This window comes from Gluconacetobacter takamatsuzukensis (assembly GCF_014174275.1).
Taxonomy (GTDB): Bacteria; Pseudomonadota; Alphaproteobacteria; order Acetobacterales; family Acetobacteraceae; genus Gluconacetobacter; species Gluconacetobacter takamatsuzukensis.
On sequence record NZ_JABEQK010000001.1, the window covers coordinates 274,059 to 293,236 of the forward strand.

General features: G+C 65.7%; 17 protein-coding genes and 3 tRNA genes. 11 read left to right on the forward strand and 9 right to left on the reverse strand.

Annotated features, from left to right (window positions below; all coding sequences use genetic code 11):
- The first annotated feature begins 66 nt into the window (after positions 1–66).
- The 7 genes from choW (at position 67) to HLH27_RS01280 (ending at position 9,303) form a co-directional block, all read left to right on the forward strand.
- The gene (choW, locus tag HLH27_RS01250; RefSeq protein ID WP_246375289.1) at positions 67–969 is read left to right on the forward strand and encodes a choline ABC transporter permease subunit; all 903 of its coding nucleotides are present in this window, start codon (positions 67–69) and stop codon (positions 967–969) included.
- Complete coding sequence (locus HLH27_RS01255; protein WP_182947276.1) at positions 966–2,150, forward strand: quaternary amine ABC transporter ATP-binding protein; 1,185 nt, start codon at positions 966–968, stop codon at positions 2,148–2,150. Before choW ends, HLH27_RS01255 begins: the two co-directional genes overlap by 4 nt.
- A 411-nt stretch (positions 2,151–2,561) precedes the next feature.
- Entirely contained in the window at positions 2,562–4,955 is a 2,394-nt protein-coding gene (locus HLH27_RS01260; RefSeq protein WP_246375291.1) for a TonB-dependent receptor domain-containing protein, read from the forward strand.
- Positions 4,956–5,012: 57 nt separating this feature from the next.
- Positions 5,013–7,208: a methyl-accepting chemotaxis protein gene (locus HLH27_RS01265; protein ID WP_182947277.1), complete on the forward strand. Its 2,196-nt coding sequence runs from the start codon at positions 5,013–5,015 to the stop codon at positions 7,206–7,208.
- A gap of 228 nt (positions 7,209–7,436) precedes the next feature.
- Positions 7,437–7,526, forward strand: a tRNA-Ser gene (locus HLH27_RS01270).
- 373 nt (positions 7,527–7,899) lie between these two features.
- The gene (locus tag HLH27_RS01275) at positions 7,900–8,868 is read left to right on the forward strand and encodes a VOC family protein (protein WP_338029810.1); all 969 of its coding nucleotides are present in this window, start codon (positions 7,900–7,902) and stop codon (positions 8,866–8,868) included.
- Between the two features lie 147 nt (positions 8,869–9,015).
- Positions 9,016–9,303: a hypothetical protein gene (locus HLH27_RS01280; RefSeq protein ID WP_182947278.1), complete on the forward strand. Its 288-nt coding sequence runs from the start codon at positions 9,016–9,018 to the stop codon at positions 9,301–9,303.
- Between the two features lie 258 nt (positions 9,304–9,561).
- Here the strand turns inward: HLH27_RS01280 and HLH27_RS01285 are convergent.
- From HLH27_RS01285 to HLH27_RS01305, 5 genes are all read right to left on the reverse strand, one after another.
- Positions 9,562–9,638 (reverse strand) — tRNA-Arg (locus HLH27_RS01285).
- A 33-nt stretch (positions 9,639–9,671) separates the two neighbouring features.
- Complete coding sequence (locus HLH27_RS01290) at positions 9,672–9,977, reverse strand: ETC complex I subunit (RefSeq protein ID WP_182947279.1); 306 nt, start codon at positions 9,975–9,977, stop codon at positions 9,672–9,674.
- 27 nt (positions 9,978–10,004) lie between these two features.
- Positions 10,005–10,081, reverse strand: a tRNA-Pro gene (locus tag HLH27_RS01295).
- Between the two features lie 79 nt (positions 10,082–10,160).
- Entirely contained in the window at positions 10,161–10,643 is a 483-nt protein-coding gene (gene gpt / locus HLH27_RS01300; RefSeq protein WP_182947280.1) for a xanthine phosphoribosyltransferase, read from the reverse strand.
- On the reverse strand, positions 10,643–11,008 hold the full coding sequence (locus HLH27_RS01305) for a tRNA-binding protein (RefSeq protein WP_182947281.1): 366 nt from the start codon (positions 11,006–11,008) through the stop codon (positions 10,643–10,645). The genes gpt and HLH27_RS01305 overlap by 1 nt, the downstream gene beginning before the upstream one ends.
- 136 nt (positions 11,009–11,144) lie before the next feature.
- On the opposite strand from HLH27_RS01305, the gene HLH27_RS01310 reads away from it, so the two are divergent.
- Both HLH27_RS01310 and HLH27_RS01315 read left to right on the forward strand, forming a co-directional pair.
- The gene (locus HLH27_RS01310; RefSeq protein WP_182947282.1) at positions 11,145–12,425 is read left to right on the forward strand and encodes an MFS transporter; all 1,281 of its coding nucleotides are present in this window, start codon (positions 11,145–11,147) and stop codon (positions 12,423–12,425) included.
- A gap of 124 nt (positions 12,426–12,549) precedes the next feature.
- Positions 12,550–13,758 (forward strand): GGDEF domain-containing protein, encoded by a 1,209-nt coding sequence (locus HLH27_RS01315; protein ID WP_182947283.1) that lies wholly within the window; start codon positions 12,550–12,552, stop codon positions 13,756–13,758.
- A 74-nt stretch (positions 13,759–13,832) separates the two neighbouring features.
- Here the strand turns inward: HLH27_RS01315 and HLH27_RS01320 are convergent, their stop codons facing one another.
- From HLH27_RS01320 to HLH27_RS01335, 4 genes are all read right to left on the reverse strand, one after another.
- Complete coding sequence (locus HLH27_RS01320) at positions 13,833–15,704, reverse strand: glycosyltransferase family 2 protein (protein WP_182947284.1); 1,872 nt, start codon at positions 15,702–15,704, stop codon at positions 13,833–13,835.
- A 120-nt stretch (positions 15,705–15,824) separates the two neighbouring features.
- The gene (locus HLH27_RS01325) at positions 15,825–16,604 is read right to left on the reverse strand and encodes an ABC transporter ATP-binding protein (RefSeq protein ID WP_182947285.1); all 780 of its coding nucleotides are present in this window, start codon (positions 16,602–16,604) and stop codon (positions 15,825–15,827) included.
- A 5-nt stretch (positions 16,605–16,609) separates the two neighbouring features.
- Positions 16,610–17,470, reverse strand: coding sequence for an ABC transporter permease (locus HLH27_RS01330; RefSeq protein WP_246375293.1), 861 nt, complete (start codon positions 17,468–17,470; stop codon positions 16,610–16,612).
- A gap of 136 nt (positions 17,471–17,606) precedes the next feature.
- Entirely contained in the window at positions 17,607–18,566 is a 960-nt protein-coding gene (locus tag HLH27_RS01335; protein WP_338029811.1) for a glycosyltransferase family 2 protein, read from the reverse strand.
- 115 nt (positions 18,567–18,681) lie between these two features.
- On the opposite strand from HLH27_RS01335, the gene HLH27_RS01340 reads away from it, so the two are divergent.
- A complete protein-coding gene (locus HLH27_RS01340; RefSeq protein ID WP_182947287.1) occupies positions 18,682–18,933 on the forward strand; it encodes a hypothetical protein in 252 nt (83 codons plus the stop codon).
- Positions 18,934–18,991: 58 nt separating this feature from the next.
- The gene (locus HLH27_RS01345) at positions 18,992–19,165 is read left to right on the forward strand and encodes a DUF1328 domain-containing protein (RefSeq protein WP_182947497.1); all 174 of its coding nucleotides are present in this window, start codon (positions 18,992–18,994) and stop codon (positions 19,163–19,165) included.
- Positions 19,166–19,178 lie beyond the last annotated feature (13 nt).

Sequence of the window (19,178 nt, forward strand, 5' to 3'; positions counted from 1 at the left end):
CTGCGAAAGTCGGAATTCTCTCTATCATTTTCCGATTTCGTTTCGTTATATGTTCGTTCAGTTCACATGGGTATCGACGTCCGCGATATCGAACACCGAGAGACGGGGGCCGCGCGGATCATGGCGCCGGAACAATGGATCGCGGAGCACAAGATCCCGGTGGGCGCCGTCATGGCGGCCGTGGTCGATGTGGTCAGGAAGCACGGTCTGGGGTTTTTCGACGCGATTACCGATATCGTCGGCTTCTGTGCCGATGGCCTGACCATGCTGCTGCTGGATATTCCGCCCCTGCTGCTGGTGGTGGCCGCGACGGCGGGGGCGTGGTTTCTCCGCCGGTCGCCGGCCCTGGTGGCGCTGGTCGCGCTGGGGCTGCTGTTCATCATCAACCAGGGATACTGGAACGAGACGATGGCGACGCTGTCGCTTATCCTGTTCTCGACCATCTTCTGCATGGCCATCGGCGTGCCGCTGGGGATTGCCTGTGCCCATCGGCCCCGGCTGGCGCGGGCGTTGCAGCCGTTTCTGGACCTGATGCAGACGCTGCCGACCTTCGTCTACCTGATTCCGACGCTGATCCTGTTCGGGCTGGGGACCGTGCCGGGCATGATTTCCACCATCATCTTCGCCGTGCCCGCGCCGATCCGCATGACGCAGATGGGCATTGCCCGGGTGCCCCGGTCGCTGATCGAGGCCGGGGAGGCGTTCGGCGCTACCGGGCGGCAGATCCTGTGGAAGATCGAACTGCCCGCCGCCCTGCCGATGATCCAGGCGGGGCTGACGCAGTGCATCATGCTGAGCCTGTCGATGGTCGTGATCGCGGCGCTGGTGGGGGCCGGGGGGCTGGGGGTGCCGGTGGTGCGCGCGCTGAATACCGTGCAGGTGGATGCCGGGTTCGAGTCCGGGTTCGTCATCGTGCTGCTGGCCATCATGCTCGACCGGGTCTGTCGCCCGAAGGATTCGGCATCTTGAGCGAAGAGGTCAATGCGGCGCTGGAATTTCGCGATGTCGATATCCTGTTCGATCGCGGCAATCGTCGCGGGGCGATCGAGGCCGCGCTGGCGCGGCTGGATGCCGGGGAGACGCGCGAGGAGATCGGCCGGGCCCTGAAGGTGACGGTGGGGGTGGCGGGCGCGAACCTGGCGGTGGCGCGCGGCGAGATCAGCGTGCTGATGGGGCTGTCGGGCTCGGGCAAATCGACCCTGCTGCGGGCGGCCAACCGGCTGAACCGGCCGGTGCGCGGCGAGGTGCGGATCGGCAACGGGCTGGCCTGGCTGGATATCGCGCGCTGCGACGACGATACGCTGCGCACCCTGCGCAAGACGCGCATCGCCATGGTCTTCCAGCAATTCGGGCTGCTGCCGTGGCGGACCGTGCGCGACAATGTCGGATTCGGGCTGGAACTGCGCGGCATGGCGCCGTCGCTGCGGCGGGATGTCGTGGCCGAGAAGCTGGAACTGGTCGGGCTGTCGAACTGGGCGGATGCCCATGTCCACGAACTGTCGGGCGGGATGCAGCAGCGTGTGGGCCTGGCGCGGGCCTTTGCGACCGATGCCGACATCTTGCTGATGGATGAGCCGTTTTCCGCGCTCGACCCGCTGATCCGCCGGAAATTACAGGACGAGCTTCTGGACCTTCAGAAGCGGTTGAAGAAGACGATCCTGTTCGTCAGCCACGATATCGACGAGGCACTGAAGATCGGCAGCCGGATCACGATCATGCGCGAGGGGCGCATCATCCAGACCGGCACGCCGGACGATATCGCGCTGCGGCCGGTGGACGATTATGTGGCCGAATTCATCCGGCACATGAATCCGCTGCCGACCATCGTGGCTGCCTCCGTCATGCGGCGGTTCGAGGATCTGCCGCGCCTGCCGGACGGGATGCTGGATGGCGGGCGCATCGCGGTTGCGCCCGATGCCGCGACCATGTGGGTCGCCGGCCGGGCGGTCCCTGTGCGGCCGCATAGCGCGTGGGTGGAGGGGGCGCTGTGCGTGGTGCCGGCCCGGTTGAGCCTGGGCGAGATCATCGCCTTGCGCCAGCGCAGCGGCCTGCCCGTGCTGGTGGAGGCCGAGGGGCGGCTGGTCGGCCTGTGCGACGATGCCGATATTCTTCAGGCCCTGTGCGGGAAAGCGCGCTTCGGGGCCGGGTAGAGGCTGTTCCGAAAGCCCACGCCGGCGGCGGTTTTCTGTGCGTCGCCTGGTGTCGATGTGCGGTTTTCCAGAGGGTTGGCGAGAAGGCGGGCTCTGCCCGGACCCGGCAGGGCCTGAGACCCTGCACCCCGATCATTTGATTATGGATGCGCTTCCGACCATGCGTGCGGTCATGCGCCATCCTGTTGGGATAGGAGTGTTTTTCTCGTACCTGTTATCGTCGGGAACAGGTATCGGTCGCATTTCTTCCAGTCCATGACGGATTCATCATTCCGAAATCGCAATGGTTGAACGAACATTCAGCTCTCTGCCGGGTATCACCGGTGCGGTCGTCTGGAAGATGGGACAGCCAGGATGAGACATGCTTCGTGCCTTCCGGGGGCTTTGCCGACGACCGCCATGACGTCGCGGATGCTCCTGTCGTTTCTTCTGCTGACGTCCTCCATCGTCATGATTCCGGATCTGGCGTTTTCGGCCGATGCCGCCGTGGGGACGGGCAAGGCGGGCGGGGCGAAGCCGCGCCATGTGGCGAAGGCGGGTGCGGCGCCCTCCGGCCCGGCCGGGGCCAGGGGGGCTTCCGCCGGCCGGCATGAGGAGGCCCGTGCGCGTTCGTCCGAGGATGTCATGGTGACGTCGCTGCGGCATAACGCCAACGGGGGAACGGAGACGATGACCCGCACGGAGATGGACCGGTTCGTGCAGGGTAGCAGCCCGATGATGATGCTGGCACGCAAGCCGGGCGTCAATTTCGTGGCGAACGATCCGCTGGGTGTCGATACCTGGGGGTCCAGCCTGTATATGCGCGGCTTCCAGCAGGACCAGCTTGGCGTGACGCTGGACGGGGTGCCGCTGGGGGCGCAGACCTACCTGCCCTATAACGGCCAGAGCATAAATTTCTCGATCCTGTCGGACAATATCGAGCGCATGGACGTCTCGGAAGGCGGCGGGGATGTGGCCCTGCCGGCCACGACCAACCTGGGGGGCTCGATCCAGATCGTCTCGCGCGATCCCTCGGACAAGTTCGGGGGCAAGATTTCGCAGATGTTCGGCAGCTTCAATGCCTTTCGGACCTACGGTCGCATCGACAGCGGAAAGCTGAACGCGTCGGGCACCAAGTTCACGATTTCCTATGCGCGGTCGGACGGGGACAAGTGGAAAGGGCATGGCGAGCAGTTCGACCAGCAGGTGAATGCCAAGCTGGTCCAGCCTGTCGGGCAGGAAAGCAATGTAAAACTGTTTTTCAACTGGAACGATGCGACCCAGTTCAACTATGCCGACCAGACCATCGACATGCTGAACACGCTCGGCCACCGGAACGATTATTACTATGCCGATTATACGCGTGCCTATCTGGCCGCGCAGGGGCAGTTCAGCGGTGCGCTGGCGGCCTATAACGCGGCCGGGGGCGATGCGCTGGATGCGTCCTATTTCGACGGGGTGACGCATTCGTCGGGTTATCTGGGCGGGGTGAACGCGCATCTGGTGCTGAACCGGCATCTGGCGTGGAATACGGTGTTCTATGGGCAGGCCGCGAACCAGTGGGGAACCTGGACGACGCCCTATGTCACCTCGCCGAATGGTGTGCCGCTGTCGGAGCAGATCAATTTCTCGGGCAACCAGAAATTCGGCTTTACCACCGCACTCGACTATAAATTCCGGAAGCATACGATCGATGTCGGGGTCTGGTACGAGAATAACCGTTACCATGTCGTGCAGGACATGTTCCAGGAACCGGTGCCGGGGGAGGGGACGCCGGTCAGCGGGGTCCTGGGCAATTTCGGCACGCCGTTTCAGCAGAACTGGGGCGAGAATTTCAATACCAACAGTTTCCAGTTCCATCTGGAAGATACCTATCGGCCCCTTGCCAACCTGACGCTGCGGGCCGGGTTCAAATCGATGCTGGTGACGACGGTCGGGGGATCTACGGCGAACTATGCCGCCTATACCGGGCAGGACCAGCTTGCCAATGGCAGCCTGACCAGCGCGAAGGCGTTCCTGCCCCATTTCAACGGGGTGTGGCATTTCCTGCCGGGGCATGAGCTCTATTTCGACGTGGCGCGCAACATGCGGGCGTACAGCTATGGCGGTTATCAGCTGGGCTCGACCTTCGGGGGATTTGCCAACCAGGCGACGTTCGATGCGGCGAAGAATACGCTGCGTCCGGAGACGGCCTGGGTTTACGATGTCGGTTATCGCTATCTCTCGCAGATCGTCGGCGGGTCGCTGAACCTGTATCATGCGGATTTTTCCAACCGGATCCAGAACCTGACATCCGGGCCCATTACCGACCCTGTTTCCACGCCGATCGATGTCGGCGGCGTGAGCATGTATGGTGTCGATGCGGCCCTGACGCTGCGCCCGATCAAAAACCTGTCGATTACGAACAGCATCAGCTATAATCATTCGACTTACGACAACAATATCGTGTCGGAAGGCGTGACCTATGGCCTGGCGGGCAAGAAGGTGGTCGCTTTTCCGCAACTGATGTACAAGGCCGACATTTCGTATAATTGGGGTCCGGCGACCGTTTATGCCAATGCGAACTACATGTCGAAGCGCTATTTCAGCTATGTCAACGACATGTCGGTGCCTGGCTATTGGCTGACCTCGCTGGGTGCGAGCTATCGGTTTGCCAGGGTCGGGCCGCTGCATAACCTGAAATTCGACCTGAATATCTATAATCTGACGAATATATCTTATATTTCGCAGATCGGAGAAAACGGGTTGCCGCTTTCGGGCGATTATCAATCGGCCCTGGCGGGCTCGCCGCGCACATATTTCGGGACGGTCAGTGTCGAATTCTAGGCTTGCCGGGGGAGCGCATCCATGGGACCGGGATTTTCATTTGGAATAAGAACCCGATTGTTCCTGGCCATCGGTGCCATGTGCTTTCTGTCCACCTGCGTGGTGGTGCTGATCGGCATGCGGGAGATGGCGGCCGCGGAATTGAATGAGAGCCGGCAGCTTTTTGTGGAGAGCCTGTCGTCCAACGCGGGCACGATTTCCGAAATCATTGGTGAGATGGCGCATGAAAGCAGCATTCTGGCGGCCACGATCTCGGGACTGACGGCGTCGGGCAAGGTCGATCGGGATGCGCTGGGCGCGATGATGACCAGCGCGTTCCAGGTCAGGCGCCCCAACCTGATCGGCCATACGCTGGCGTTCGAGCCCAATGCGCTGGACGGACGGGACGCGGATTTCATCGGGCACAGATTTTCCAGCCCCACGGGGCGGTTCGTGCCGTATTTCTACCTGACCCCCGAGGGGTCGGTGGGGGTGGAAAAGCTGGTGATGACGGCGGAAGCCGGTACCGGGCCATGGTACGACCTGCCGCTGCACGAGAACCGGCCGGTCGTCACGACGCCCTATTATTATCCCGTGAACGGCGCGGATGTGCTGATGACGACTATCAGCATGCCGGTGCGCCGGGAGGGCAGGGCGATCGGCATCCTGACGACGGACCTGCGCCTGACGGCGCTCAGCGCGTTCGTCTCCGGCCTGAAGCCTCTCGGCACCGGGGTGGTCGGGGTGATCGGCACGGGGAATGTCTGGATTGCCAACCATGATCCGGCGCTGATCGGCAAGCCGGTCGATGCCGGGACGGCCGCCTTTATCACCGGTTCGGAAACCCGGGGGCGTTTTGTCGAGGGGAGCGATGGGGAGGCCCGTTTCGAGGCGGCGCGGTTCATTTCCATTCCCGATACCGACAGCAAATGGGTGGTGGTGGGTACGGTGCCGCGTGCCACGCTGGTGCGGAATGCCGCGCTGACCCGCAACCGCATGTTGGTGGGGGCCGGGGTTTCCTTTCTGCTGACCATGGTGTGCGTGCTGTTTCAGGCCAACGGGCTGAGCAAGCCCATTCGCCAGATGACGCAGCGGATGCGCAGCCTGGCCGATGGCGACCTGCGGACGCCGGTCGATGGCATGAAGCGGCATGACGAGATCGGCGCGATGATGAAGGCTGTGCAGGTCTTCCGCGACAATGCCATTGCCCGGGTGCAGCTCGAAAAGGATATCCAGGCCGCGCGCGAGGAACAGGAGCGCGAGCGGCTGGCCCGCGAGCGGAAGGCCGCCAGTGAGGCGGCGGACGTCAAGTTTGCCGTCGATGGGCTGGCGGATGCCCTGGCCCGGCTGGCGCAGGGGGATATTTCCTATCGGATTACCGCGCCGTTCATCGACAGCCTGAACGGGGTGCGCAACGATTTCAACATTTCCGCCGAGCAGTTGCAGGGGGCGCTGCGGCAGGTTTCGGACAATGCGCGCAACATCGGGGTCGGCAGCAACGAGATCAAGGGCGCGGTGGACGACCTGGCCCGGCGGACCGAGCAGCAGGCCGCCGTGACCGAGGAAACCGCCGCCGCGCTGGAGCAGATCACCACCGCCGTCAGGCACGCCACCAGCCGGGCGCTGGAGGCGGGCGAGCGGATAAGGCTGTCCCAATCCAGTGCCGAAAAATCGCGGGACAATATGGCGCGGACGGTGACGGCCATTCGGGAGATCGAGAAATCGTCGGTCGATGTCGTGAACATTATCAGTGTGATCAACGATATCGCGTTCCAGACCAATATCCTGGCGCTGAATGCGGGCATCGAGGCGGCCCGGGCGGGTACGGCCGGGCTGGGCTTTGCCGTGGTGGCGCAGGAAGTGCGGACGCTGGCCCAGCGTTCGGCCGATGCCGCCCAGGATATTCGCACGCTGATCAATGCGTCCAACGAGCAGGTCGGCAGCGGTGTGCGGCTGGTGGAGAGTTCCAACCGGGAACTGGACAGTATCGTTGCCGACATCCAGACCATCAACCAGCATATGACGTCGATCGTGGAAGGGTCGGAGCGGCAATTGGCCGGGCTGCAACAGATCAATATCGCCGTGGGGCAGATCAACCAGGATACCCAGAAGAACGTCGCCATGGTGGAGGAAACCACCGCGACGACCCACGCGCTGGCCATGAGCGGGCAGGCGCTCAACCGGTTGCTGGGGGGATTCAGGCTGGGCAGGCCGGAGCGGGGTGAGGCGGGGCGGCGGGGGCGGCAGCTGGAAAGATCCGGTCTGGTCGGCTGACGGGGTGTCGCCGGCCGCCAGGAAGGGGTTCGCCGGCTGGCATTGACTGGAGACATTCATCGGTCGGGCGGGCATTCAGGGCGCGTGTCGGGCCAGGGGGCCGGGAGCCGTCTGGCCGAACCGGCCGGGGCAGAGCTTGACAGCGTTGTCGGCGCTGGCACAAAAGTCGGCACGGTCCGGTTCGGGCGTTCGGGTCTCGCGGCCCGGGATGCGATATCGAACCGATCTGGAGAGGTGGCCGAGTGGTTTAAGGCAGCGGTCTTGAAAACCGCCGTGCGTGCAAGCGTACCGTGGGTTCGAATCCCACTCTCTCCGCCATGATTGCTCAGATATCCATGGAAATTCGCCTGTCGAGCCGAGGTATTGACTCCTCGCTTTTTGGCTTCCTCCCTTCGTGGAGATGTGCTCGCCCGTTCCGGCCGACGGAATCTTCGGAGACCCATTCATCATCCAGTGATCGGGGTGCAGGGCTTCGGGCCCTGCCGGGTCCGGGCAGCGCCCGGGGCGTCGACACTTTTCGCCGGATTTCCTGCGCACGAAGACTTTTGCGCATGATGGCAGGGAAACGCGCATAAGGGGTTCGGTGTTATTGCCATTGCACGCAGATTGCTTCGCCGGTCGGCGCAGGAAATCGAGCGCATCTTGCCGGGCCTCTGCCTGACGCCGGTCGGAATAGAGAGGAACTCCAGACGTGTCATTACTGAAACCGCGCGCGTTTCGCTGGAAGATAGCCGGGCGTCGCGCCTCGGTGGTCGGGATTTCGCTGGGGCTGGCCCTGGCTGGCGCGGCTCTGCCGGCCGGTGCCGAGCCTGTGGTGGCGCCGGCGGCGACCTCCGGGACCCTTATGCCGGGGAAGCTGCTTTATGCCGAACTTGCGACCCCGGACCTGAATGCGGCGAAAGCCTTCTACGGTGCGTTGCTGGGGTGGACGTTCCGCGACGTCACCAATCCGCGGGGGCGCGCGGTCGTCGCGCTGGTGCACGATCAGCCGGTGGCCAGCCTGGTCGAACGGTCCCGCCCTTCACGGCATGGGAGCCCGGCCTGGTTGCCCGTCATTTCAGTGGCGGATCCGGCCGATGCGGTGGCCAAGACGAAATATTGGGGTGGCAGGGTCATCCTGCCGCCTTCCGCCGTCGCCGAGAGCGGCCTGGCGCCGGGGGAGGAGACGATCCTGGCCGATCCGCAGGGCGCGCCCTTTGCCGCCTTCCGCGCCCAGGCGGGCGACGCGCCGGACGACGACACGCCCCCCACGCAGGGCGAATGGATCTGGAGCGCCTTGCTGACGCGTGATCCCTCCACGGCCGCCGGGTTCTATCAGCAGGTCTTCGGCTATCAGGTGCAGGCCGCGCCGGATGCGACCAAGGGGACCGCGTATCTGCTTCTGTCGCAATCCGTCGCGCGGGGGACCGTCAATCCGCTGCCGGCGCGCGTGTTGCCCAGCGCACGGGGGCGCTGGCTCGGCTTTGTCCAGGTGGACGGTGTCGGTGCGTCGGCCGAGGCGGTCGAGCGGCTGGGTGGAAAAGTGTTGGTCCAGCCGCATCCGGACCGCCGGAACATCATGATCGCCATCGTATCGGACCCCGCCGGGACGGTGTTCGGCCTGATGGAATGGCATGGCTCGGATCCCGCACCCGCCGATCAGACGGAGAACGCGAAATGAAGACCGGTTTCTTTCGCGTCCGCATCGCGGTCGGCGCGTTTTCGCTCCTCGCTCTTCTTGGCGGCTGTGCCGATTATGACGGCTATGGCGGCGGGTATGGCGGCGGCTATTACGATTATGGCCCCGGTTGGGGTGGTGGCTGGGGCGGTGGCTGGGGGCCCGGATATCGGGTCGGCCCCGATATCGGTGGCCGGTGGCGTGGCGGACCGCATGGTGGCGGCGGTTTCGGCGGACGCGGCGGCGGTGGGCATGGTGGTGGCGGGCCCGGCGGCGGTGGTGGCGGCGGGCATGGTGGCGGTCCGGGCGGCGGACATGGTGGTGGCGGTGGCGGAGGCGGTGGTCACGGCGGTGGTGGTGGTGGTCATGGAGGCGGCGGGCATGGCGGTGGGGGCCGTCACTGACGCGGCGGGATCGGACGATCGTTCCTGTCGGTGAGCTTCGGCGTTCGTGCCAGGCATGAACGCCGGACTTGCCTCCGCAGCAACCGGCGAGGCTTGGCAGCGTGATCGTGTCGTCGGTTGTCGAGGATGTCGTCTTGCGGGATGCGCCGCCGTGCCGCGGAGCGTCGTGCCCGGCGGTCCTCGATCGCGGTCACGCGCGGATGGCGGGGTGAGCAGGGGGTGAAACGACCCACGATCATCTGCAAACCGTTTTGCAAACCTGCAAACCGCGTGGGCGCTAACCTGTTGATACTGGCGCGCCCTGCTGGATTCGAACCAGCGACCCACAGCTTAGAAGGCTGTTGCTCTATCCAACTGAGCTAAGGGCGCATGCGCAGTGGCGTTTCTTCTGCCAGAGCGCGGTCAGTGCGTCCAGTTCTGGACCCGGTCGTGGCGGAAATTGTCGGCGTAGAGTTTCGGCTTGCGCGCGCGGGCGACCGGCAGTTCCAGATCGTAGGGGACCGCGTGGCGGTCGGCGTAGGCGACGGCGCTCTCGCGGTCCGGGAAGTGCAGGCGCAGCTGCGAACGGGTGTCGCGGCTGCCGGTCCAGCCCATCAGCGGGTCCTGCTGACGGGGCTGGGTCTGCCCGTATTCGAGAATCCAGTCATGGGTATTCGCCTGGCCGGACTGGGTCGCCGTCTTCGCCTGCCTGTAGATTCGGGCCCGCATGGAACGAAACTCCCTTTATTCTTCTGCTGGTCGGGGCGCCCGGACTCGAACCGGGGGCCTCGTGTACCCAAAACACGCGCGCTACCAGGCTGCGCCACGCCCCGAACCTGGGGGCGAAGCTATGAGCCCTTGAGGGCGCTGACAAGCGCCCCACGAAATTTTTCCTCGGGTCGCGCGGGCGCCTCAGGCTGCCGTGCTGCCCTTGCGGGCCAAGGGCGGGATGAACAGCGGCGCGGTGTCCCACGGGAACAGCACCCACGTATCCTGCGGGACCTCGACCACGAACAGGTCGGTCAGCGGCTTGCCGGACGGCTTGGCGTACAGGCAGGCGAACAGGGCCTTGGGCAGGAGCTGGCGCACGATCTGGGCGGTGACGCCGGAATCGACCAGGTCGTCGATGATCAGGAACCCTTCGCCGTCGCCGGCGGCGACGGGGGGCTTCAGCACCGTGGGCTGGCCCTGTTCTTCCTCGTCATAGGTCACGACCGAGACCGTTTCGATCAGCCGGCAATCGATTTCGCGGGCGATGATGGCCGCGGGGATCAGCCCGCCGCGGGTGACGGCCACGATGCCCTTGAAGGGACCGCGCGGGATCAGGATTTCGGCCAGTTGGCGGGCGTCGCGGTGAAGCTGGTCCCAGGTAACGGTTGCGTAGTTGGTGGCCATCAGAACAGCTTTCCTCCATCTGGCACGGTCAGGTCGGGTCTGATCAGGACGACGTCGCCCTTCGTGTCGGGCATGCCCAGGGTCAGTACTTCGCTCAGGAACGGTCCGATCTGGCGGACCGGGAAGTTGACGACCGCGCAGACCTGCCGCCCCACCAGCGTGGCGGGGGTGTAATGGACGGTGATCTGGGCCGAGGACCGTTTCACGCCGATCTGCGGCCCGAAATCGATCCATAGCTGGTAGGCCGGCTTGCGGGCCGCGGGGAAGGGGCGTGCTTCCACGATCGTGCCGACGCGGATGTCGAGGCGTGCGAAAGTCTCGATATCCGTGGGCGGAAGCGGCGCGGATGGGACGGTCTCTGTCATGGAACGGTTTTGCCCGCGCTGCCGCGGATTTGCAAACGGTCCGCGCGGGCGCGATGGCCGGATTGCCGCGCCGTGATGACGGTACGAAGACAACGGGATGGTAAAAGACGGTCGGCGGGCTATTGTCCGCACCATCATGCCAGATCCATCCGACCAGGCGGACCAATCGCGGGAGCCGTCCGCCACCCCGACACAGGGGCCCGCGCGGCTGTTCAGCCATCGGGGCTTCGCCATTTTCCTCACGGCCCGGACCCTGTCCTCGTTCTCGTCGCAGGTTCAGGCCGTGGCGGTCGGGTGGCAGATCTACATGCTGACCCATAGTGCGAGCGCGCTCGGCTGGGTGGGGCTGGCGCAGTTCACGCCCATGTTCTGCCTGACGCTGGTCGCGGGGCATGTGGCCGATCATTTCGACCGCCGCTTCATTACCGCGACCTGCCAGGCGCTGGAGGCCTGCGGGGCGCTGCTGATGGCGATCGGGTCGTTCGGCGGCTGGCTGACCCCCGGCATGATCTATGCCATGGTCGCGCTGTTCGGCACCGCCCGGGCGTTCGAGATGCCCAGCCAGCAGACATTCCTGCCGGCCCTGGTGCCGCCGGCCCTGTTTGCGCGCGCGGCGGCGCTGTCGTCGTCGCTGTTCCAGGTGGCCTCGATCATGGGGCCGTCGGTGGGGGGGCTGCTGTACGGCGTGGGGGCGGGGATCTGCTACAGCGTCTGCACGGTCGGGTTCGGGCTGGCGGCGCTGGCGACGCTGGGCATGCGGCTGGAATTTCCCGCCCGGGTGCGGCGGCCCATGACGCTGGAGACGGTGCTGGGAGGGCTGCATTTCATCCGGGCGAATCCCGAGATGATGGGGGCGATCTCGCTGGACCTGTTCGCGGTGCTGCTGGGCGGCGCGACCGCGATGCTGCCGCTTTATGCCGATGCGATCCTGCATGCGGGGCCGACCGGCCTGGGCGTCCTGCGGATGGCGCCGGCGCTGGGGGCGCTGCTGGTGGCCGTGATCTTCGCCCGCTGGCCGCTGAAGCGCCGGGCCGGGCGGGCGATGTTCGCCGCCGTCGCCGTCTTCGGCGTTGCGACCATCGTCTTCGGCCTTTCGCGTTCGCTGGTGGTGTCGGTCCTGGCGCTGGCGGTGCTGGGTGGGGCCGATGTCATCAGCGTGGTGGTGCGTGGCGCGCTGGTGCAGTTGCGGACGCCCGACGAGATGCGGGGCCGGGTTTCGGCGGTGAACATGCTGTTCATCGGATCGTCGAACCAGCTGGGGGAGTTCGAGAGCGGCATGCTGGCCAGCCTGATCGGCCCGGTGGAGGCGGTGGTGCTGGGTGGTATCGGCACCATCGCGGTCACGCTGCTGTGGATGCGCCTGTTTCCCGGCCTGCGGCGGCTGGACCGGCTGGACGATATCCGCCCGGCGGGGTGACCTGCCGGGCTGCCGCCATCGGCCGCATCCGTGACCGGACGGGAGGCCATGGGACAGGATGTGGAAGGAAGGGCGGGACCGCGGTATGATGACGTTCCAGAATGGATCGGGATATTCGTTTTACATGTCCGTCTCCACCCTTCCGACCGGTCCATCCATCGCGCTTGTCAGTCTGTTGATCGGGTTTCTCTGCCGGGTTGCCCGTCATTACCGTCCCGATCCGACGCTGCGGCTGCTCGAGATCGGGACGTTTGCTGCCGCCATCGGCGTTCCGCTGGTCGTGACGCGGCCGACGGTTCCGGATTTCATCGCCATTCCGATCGGAAACGGGATCCTGCTGTTCGCGCTCGCCTTGTTCTGGCAGGCGACCCGGCAGCTCAACGGCAGGCCGCTTTCCTGTCGCGGGCTGGCTGTTCCGGTGCTGATCTGGCTGGCGTGTTACGCGCTGCCGCAGTTCCGCCATTCGGTCATCATGCGTGTGGAAATCGCGATGGTCATGGCGATGGTGCTGGTGGTGCTGGCGTTGCGGGAGTTGATCCGGCTTCCGCGCGAGACCCGGTCTCACCAGATGCTGATCGTGGTGAGTTGCCTGCATGTTGTCACCTGCGTCGGCCGGGTGGTGCTGGTGGGGGTGCCGGCATTGGCGGCGTGGGTGCCCCTGATGCTCGCGACCATTCCCTTCGAGATGCTGACCTATATCGTCCTGTGGCCGGGGCTGATGCTGACGCTGGTGGCGGAACGGGCCATTCTGGAGGCGCGGGCGGCGGCGCTGCGGGACGATATGACCGGCGTGCTGAACCGGCGGGGGTTCTGGCAGGCGGCGGATATCGTGGTGCTGCGGGGGGTGCTGCTGTTCGATATCGATCATTTCAAGCGCGTCAACGACACGTTCGGGCATGCGACCGGGGATCGGGTGATCAGGCATTTCAGTACCGTGGCGATGGCGGTGCTGGGTGAGGAGGCGGTCTTCGGGCGGATCGGCGGCGAGGAGTTTGCCGCCGCGGTCAGCGGCCTGTCCGATGACGAACTGGGTGCGCTGGCCGAGCGGGTGCGGATTGCCTTCGCGCAGACGCCCTTGTCCGACGATCTGCTGGCGACCGTCAGCGTCGGCTATGCTTCCGCCAGCCTTCCCGACCCGTCATTGGGCGAGCAGATGGCGCTGGCAGATGCCGCGCTCTATTGCGCCAAGCAGGGGGGGCGCAACCGTGTTGAGGGCGCCGGTCCGGAGAGTGGTGCCGTCGCCGGCAGGCCTGCCGGTTTCCGCCGGCGGGGCGGGGACAATCAGCTTGCGGCCCTGGATGCGGTGGGCACGGGGCCGGGCGACCGGCGCTGATCGATGCGGCTCGGCGGGCCGGTCGGGCTGTCGGGTGGCGCGGGAGAAGCCGGGGTGGGGCGATGGTGGTGCGTTTATGCCTGGGGGTTGCCCGTAGGTCCGGTGCGGTAGCGCCGTGCGCGGCGGGGCTGGTCGGCGAGGGTGCAGTCCGCGGCCTTCGCGGCATGGTTCGGGCTGTAATAAGGATCGTTCAGGAGCGCATCGCCCCAGCGCGCGGCCATGGCATCGGCCTCGTGCCGCAACGGAGCCGCCCTGCCGGGCCCGTCGGGCGCTGCATTTTCGTGATGATAGAGTTCGGCGAAGGGCGTCCAGACGATGCGCAGCCCGTGTTGGCGGATCTTCAGGCATAGATCGACATCGTTGAAGGCTGTGGGCAGGTTGGTTGCGTCCATTCCTCCGACCTGTTGCCAGACGGTACGGCGCAGGGCGAGGCAGGCGGTCGTGACTGCGCCGGTGCTGCGCAGCAGGTTCAATACCCCGAACGGGCCGTGATCCGCGCGGCGTGCGCCGGCCAGGAGGGGGGCGCCGATGTCTCCGATACCCAGGGCCGTTCCTCCATGCCGGAGCCGGCCGTCCGGGTGAAGCAGGCGGCAGCCCACGGCGCCGATCTCGGGCCGGATCGCATGCGAGACGATCTCGCGCAGCCAGTCCTCCGCGATGATTTCGATATGGCTGTCGAGCAGCAGCAGAATGTCGCCCCGAGCCTCGGCGGCGGCGTGATTCGTGATTTGGGCGGGAGTGGACGGGTTGGGGGAGCGGATGATCCGCAGGCGGGGATCGGACTCCATGTTCTTCGGCAGCGCGACTGTGTCGGGATCGGTGCCGGTCACCAGCACTTCGATGGCCGGGTAATCCGTCCGGTTCAGCACGCCGTCGAGGCAGGTGCGCAGGCGATCTGCCTGGTTGGGCGTGGGGATGACGATTGAAACCAGGGGGGCGGGTTCGGGCAGGGGGAAGACGATCCGGTGATAGAGGCTGCCGGCGGGGTGAAGGTCGGCCGCGATTCCGCGGGCCGCCAGATGGTCGGCGATGGCCCGGCGGGCCATGGCGACGCACCGGGTCATGGCGGATTCCGAGAAGGATCGGCGGCCGGTCTGCTGGCGCCAGTGATACAGGATGCGCGGGATGTGCCGGACGGCGCCCGGTCCGCAGGCGACGGTGGCGCGCAGGGCCAGATCGTGGTCCTGCGCGCCTTCGAACCCTTCGCGGAAGCCGCCGAGAGTCTGGACGAGATCCCGCCGGTAGGCTGTGAGATGGTTCAGCAGGTTCTGGCCCAGCAGCAGGTCGGGGTCGAAATCGGGCTTGAAATAGGGGCTGTAGCGGCGACCGTGGTCGTCGATCTTGTCTTCGTCGGTATAGAGGATTCGGGCTTCGGGGTGCGCGGCGATTTCGGCGGCGAGTTCGTACAGCGCGTTGGGGGGGAGCAGGTCGTCATGGTCCATCAGGACCACCCACTCGCCGCGTGCCAGGGCCAGCGCGGAATTGGAGGCCGCCGAGATGTGGCCGCGTTCGGGGCGGTGGACGACGCGCACGCGGGGGTCGGTTGCCGCGATCTCGTCGAGTATCCGGCCCACATGGGGGGCGCTTGAATGGTCGTCGGCCACGCAGAGTTCCCATTCCGCGTAGAGCTGGGCCTGGAGGGAGGCGATGGCGGCGCGGAGATAGGGTTCCGGCGTCTCGTAGGTCGCCATGACGACCGAAAGCAGCGGGCGGGCGGGGAAGCGGGCGATGTCGGCGCGCATGGCGGCCGCGTCCGCCGGCGTGATCGTTTCGTGGCGGGCGATCCAGCGTTTGTAAGCGCGGCGTGAAATATGCCCGGCCCGGAAGGACAGGAGCGACGGCGTGGCGAGATGCGCGAGGGGGCGCAGCGCGCGTTTCAGGGCCGGGTGGCTCCGCACGAAGCGGTGGGCCGCATCCATGACCTGATGGACCCTGTTTGCGGTCATCCTGCGGATTGCCGGCCGCAGGTGTCCGGGGGATCGGATCATGAATCGCTTTCTCTGGTCGTCGACCCTGTCGGTGGGAGGCGGCATGGTCGGGGGCAGGCCGCGCCGTTCGCGGACGGCCTAAGCCGCGGGTTCGACTTTCGCCAGGTCCCGGAAGGCCGAAGGGGGGAGATAGCGTTCGAGGACCGTCATCGGGTCGCCGTCGCCCTTGATCTGGCCGTTTTCGATCCAGAGCAGGCGATTGCACCATTCGACCAGGATCGAAGGCGAATGGCTGGCCAGCACCAGGATATCGGCGTGGCGGACCATGCCTTCCACCCTCTTCTTGGCTTTTTCCATGAAGACGGCGTCGCCGGCGAGGATCCATTCGTCCATCAGCAGGATCTCGGGCGGGAAGGCGGTTGCCATGGCGAAGGCCAGCCGGATGGTCATGCCGGAGGAATAATTGCGGACCGGCAGGTCGAGGAAATGTCCGAGTTCGGAAAAATCCTCGACATCCTTGACGAGTTCCGTCGTCTCGGCGGGGGAGAGGCCGAGATAGAGGCCGCGGAGGCGGATGTTCTCGCGGCCCGTGAGCTGGTGGTTCATGCCCTGGCCGGGATCCAGCAGGGCCGTCAGGCGCCCGTCGGCCGACAGGATGCCGCCCGTGGGCTGGTAGATGCCCGAGAGCACGCGCAGGAGGGTTGTCTTGCCCGACCCGTTGGAGCCGATCAGGCCGAGACGGTCGCCGGAGCCCAGGGAAAAGGAGATATCCCGCAGGGCCTGGACGACGGGACGATTGTGGGTGTCGCGTCCGAAGCGGGCCGAGGCATGCCCCAGGATGGTCTTCTTCAGGGAGCGGCTTTCGCTGTGATAGAGCGGAAAGTCGATCGTGATGTTGGATGCGGTGAGGTTTGCCATTGTCTTCAGACCCAGAAGGCGATCCGGCCGCGTGTCCGCGCGAAGGCGACCCATGAGAACAGGATGAGGATAGCGGAAATGACCAGGGCCCAGGCCCAGGTCGTGGCGGCCAGCGGCGTGCCCAGCAGGGGGGCCCGGAGGATTTCGAACAGGTAGTAGAACGGGTTGAAACGGATCAGGAAAATCGCCTCGCGGTGGCCGTTGAGGATGTTCATGTTCCACATGACCGGCGTGATGAAAAACGCGATCTGCATGATGGCCGCGATGATCGGCGGCACGTCGCGGAAGCGGGCGCACAGGGCGCCGAAGAGCAGCGAGAACGCGAAGGCATCGACGAGCCACAGGCAGAATGCCGGCAGCGCCATCAGGGACGAAAGGGACTGGTGCACGCCCATGATCGCGAAGACCGCGATGATGATCACGACATTATGGGCAAGGATGATCGTGTTGCGGACGATGCTGCGGGCCGCGTGGACGGTGAAGGGCATGCGCATGCCCTTGATGACGGAATCGGACTGGATGAAGCAGGCGCAGCCGTCGGTCACCAGCGCGTTCAGGTAGTTCCACGCGATGAGGGAGAGAGAGAGGAAGGGGAGATAGGTGTGGATGTCGGTGTGGAACAGGTCGGCATAGATGAAGGCCATGGCCCCCACCTGCACGCCCATCGAGATGGTCAGCCAGAACGGACCGAGCGCCGAGCCGCGATAGCGGAGCTTGATATCGAGAAAGCCGAGGACGACGATGAGCCGCCACAGATGCATGCTCTCGCGCAAATCGGCCGTTGCCAGCTGGAAGCGCTGTTTCCATCCGCGATCGGCGGACAGGTTGAAATGGACCGGTTTTCGAAAAGCTCCGTCTCGCGACATCGGGGGGGCTGCTTTTGTCATGACGGTGGAGCCTCTGATAACCTTACATCCGCCGGGGAATCGGACCGGAAATGCGCGCCGACCATACGCGGATCGAACCTCGGGAGGCAAACCGGCCCGGGTGGGCGGTCGGGTCTTAGCCCAGCAGGAACCAGAGGCGGAAGATCATCTGTTCGGCGCGGGTGTTCCGGTGCATCTCCGGTATCTGTCGCAGGAGGCGGGCGCGTGCCAGCCAGCCGGCTAGGCCGGGAGTGTCCAGTGCCTGCCGGAGCCGGAGCAGGCGGGCGGCGGCCGGTTCCGTCAGCAGGTCGGTGTGGCGGAGGAGTGCCGCCACGTTGGCGCGGAAGGTGGACATGAACAGGGAAGGGCCCCGCCGGAGGGCCGCCAGCGCGCGGGTCGCGCGGTGGGCCGGTGCGCCGACGGCGTTGCCCCGGTGCTGGCGGTAATAGAGGCTGGGCTGGTTGTCCGCCACGATGGGGCCACCCGCGCCGCTGACCAGCAGGTAGCTCCACCAATCATGCAGGGTGCCGGGCGGGGGCGGCAGGGCGGCGCGCACCAGATGGATCGCAGCGGGCGAGAGCATGACGGTGCAGCCGGTCGCGATATTCTGGGTCAGGGCCATGGGGAAGGTGGGGGTGGCCGGCAGGGGAGGTGACACGCCGATCCGGGTGAGTGCGGCGTCCGTGAGGACCTGGCGGGAGCAGTAGAGGGCGGGCCTGTCCGCTGCGTGGAAGGGCGACAGGGCGAGTGCCGCGCGGGCCAGCTTGTCGGGGAACCAGACATCGTCCTGGTCGCAGAAGGCGGCCAGATGGCCGTCTGGCACCTGGTCCAGCAGCAGGCCGAACGAGCCGGCCACGCCCAGGCGGCCCGCGTTCCGGACGATCTGGATGCAGCGCCCGGCGGGTTGGGTGTCCGCAAAGCGCTGCATGATCCGGGTGCTGTCGTCGGTCGAGCCGTCGTCGCGCCAGAGCAGGCGCCAGTCGGCATGGGTCTGCTGGACGAGCGAGTGAAGCTGTGCCTCCAGGAAGCGGGCGCCGTTATGGATGGACAGCAGGATGCAGACCGGCATGGCATTGGGAGGCGGGGAGCCGTTCACGCGGAGACTCCGTGCCGGAGCGCGGGGCCCGGGGGCGCTGGGGATTTGAAAACGGTGCCTGTGTCCCGCATATATCTCATGTCGCTATGTTTGCCAGGAAGATTGGGGCGCCATCATGACCGAGGGACAATTTGAAACGAAGCTGGAAGAAGGGGTCGGTCGGCTTCAGGATGGGCTGGGCGGATTGCTGGGCGATCCCGCGCTTCAGGTGAAGGGCAAGGGACGGGTATTGTGTGCCCGGGCGCGCTCGGCCTGTTTCACGGTCGGGGATGCCATGCGCGATCTGACGGTGGACCAGCCGCTGGTGGCCGTGGTGACGGCGGGGCTGGCGGGGTTTGCCCTGGCCATGGCGTGGGTGCGGCGCTGAGGAACTGCCGGGCCGACCCGGCGTTCGTCCAGCAAGAACTATTGATGGAGCGTGGATGATGTTGAAGCTGGCCCTGTTTTTTCTGGTGATTTCGATCATCGCCGGGCTGTTCGGGTTTACCGGAATTTCGGCGGCTTCGGCCGGTATCGCGAAGATTCTGTTCTTCCTTTTTATTCTCGCCTTTGTCGTTTTCCTGCTGATTGCGTTACTGACGGCCAAGACGATCTTGTGACGATGCGCCCCGG

Bases quoted from the DNA above. Each gene is read 5' to 3' on its own strand.
- HLH27_RS01260 (WP_246375291.1), top strand. From the start codon at position 2,562: ATGCTCCTGTCGTTTCTTCTGCTGACGTCCTCCATCGTCATGATTCCG.
- choW (WP_246375289.1), top strand. From the start codon at position 67: ATGGGTATCGACGTCCGCGATATCGAACACCGAGAGACGGGGGCCGCG.
- HLH27_RS01345 (WP_182947497.1), top strand. From the start codon at position 18,992: ATGTTGAAGCTGGCCCTGTTTTTTCTGGTGATTTCGATCATCGCCGGG.
- HLH27_RS01315 (WP_182947283.1), top strand. From the start codon at position 12,550: ATGTCCGTCTCCACCCTTCCGACCGGTCCATCCATCGCGCTTGTCAGT.
- HLH27_RS01290 (WP_182947279.1), bottom strand. From the start codon at position 9,977: ATGCGGGCCCGAATCTACAGGCAGGCGAAGACGGCGACCCAGTCCGGC.
- HLH27_RS01325 (WP_182947285.1), bottom strand. From the start codon at position 16,604: ATGGCAAACCTCACCGCATCCAACATCACGATCGACTTTCCGCTCTAT.
- HLH27_RS01310 (WP_182947282.1), top strand. From the start codon at position 11,145: ATGCCAGATCCATCCGACCAGGCGGACCAATCGCGGGAGCCGTCCGCC.
- gpt (WP_182947280.1), bottom strand. From the start codon at position 10,643: ATGGCCACCAACTACGCAACCGTTACCTGGGACCAGCTTCACCGCGAC.
- HLH27_RS01330 (WP_246375293.1), bottom strand. From the start codon at position 17,470: ATGTCGCGAGACGGAGCTTTTCGAAAACCGGTCCATTTCAACCTGTCC.
- HLH27_RS01340 (WP_182947287.1), top strand. From the start codon at position 18,682: ATGACCGAGGGACAATTTGAAACGAAGCTGGAAGAAGGGGTCGGTCGG.
- HLH27_RS01320 (WP_182947284.1), bottom strand. From the start codon at position 15,704: ATGACCGCAAACAGGGTCCATCAGGTCATGGATGCGGCCCACCGCTTC.
- HLH27_RS01305 (WP_182947281.1), bottom strand. From the start codon at position 11,008: ATGACAGAGACCGTCCCATCCGCGCCGCTTCCGCCCACGGATATCGAG.